Origin of the sequence: Pseudoroseomonas cervicalis ATCC 49957, from assembly GCF_000164635.1 — a bacterium.
Classification (GTDB): Bacteria; Pseudomonadota; Alphaproteobacteria; order Acetobacterales; family Acetobacteraceae; genus Pseudoroseomonas; species Pseudoroseomonas cervicalis.
On sequence record NZ_GG771081.1, the window covers coordinates 1 to 979 of the forward strand.

General features: G+C 77.3%; 2 protein-coding genes. Both read right to left on the minus strand.

The features are described from left to right. The coding region (locus HMPREF0731_RS21835; RefSeq protein WP_007006426.1) for a hypothetical protein at positions 1 to 480 on the minus strand (480 nt) is incomplete at its 3' end. Positions 481 to 561: 81 nt separating this feature from the next. Beyond that, positions 562 to 979, minus strand: a 418-nt coding sequence (locus HMPREF0731_RS21840) for a PH domain-containing protein (RefSeq protein ID WP_040614402.1), incomplete at its 5' end; no start/stop codon positions are given.

Genomic DNA, 979 nt, shown 5'->3' on the forward strand with positions numbered 1-979 from the left:
CAGGGCGGGCAGGCTGGCCAGCCGGTCCAGCGTCGCCGCCCCGCCCAGGGTGAGGAAGGGCGCGCGGTCCAGCGTGGCCAGGGCGGCCGCGCGGTCGCCCGCCTCCAGGGCCCAGGCGGCGCCATCCAGGGTCGCGATGACGTCGCGCGGCGTTGCGTCGGCGTCGATGCCCAGCGCCTGCCGTACTTCCGCCCGGGCCGCCTGGAGTTGCAGCAGCACGGTCACCGAGAATTCCGGCGTGTAGAACGGGTCGTTGGGCAGGGCGTCGGCCAGGTGCTCCAGCGCCGCGACGGCGCGGGCGGCGGCGCCGGGCTGGCCGTTCCAGCGCGAGAGGTCGCCGAAGGCCCAGGGCGCCTCCAGCGCCGGGCGGCGCACGGAATCGCCGAACCCCACCGGGCTGTCGGCCGGCAGGCGCAGCTCCTCGCAAGCGATCAGGGCCAGGGCGGGGAGGAGGCTCAGCAGGGTGCGGCGGCGATGCATGCCGGCCAGCCTAGACCGCAAGCCGCCGCGCCGGGAGGCGCCGCGCCGCCCGCTTACCCTTTGACACGCAGATGCGATATCTCAGCCGACCCGCAGCGCGCGCCGCGCCTGCTCCGCCAGGGCCGGGTCGGGGCCGGTGGCGAAGCGGGTCAGCCAGGCCTGGCGTGCGGGCAGGCCGCGCAGGTGGAAGGCCAGCCAGAACAGCGACTCCCGCTCCGCCGGCCGCGCCATGGCGGCGTCCAGCCGCGCCGCGACCCATTCCGCCGGCAGCAGGGGCAGCAGGCGGTGCAGCAGCGGCAGCAGGTCCGCGCCATCCCGCCAGGCCGAGAGATAGCGGTCGAACACCCAGCCGGCATCCGTCCGGTCGAGCAGCGGCGGCAGCAGGCGGCGCGCCGTCACGATCTCCAGCGCCTGCCAGCGTGTCGCCGAGCCGCGCGGGCTGCGCCGGCCCTGGTGCAGCGGCAGGGGGCGGTCGGCCCGCGCCACCAGCCAGGCCTTG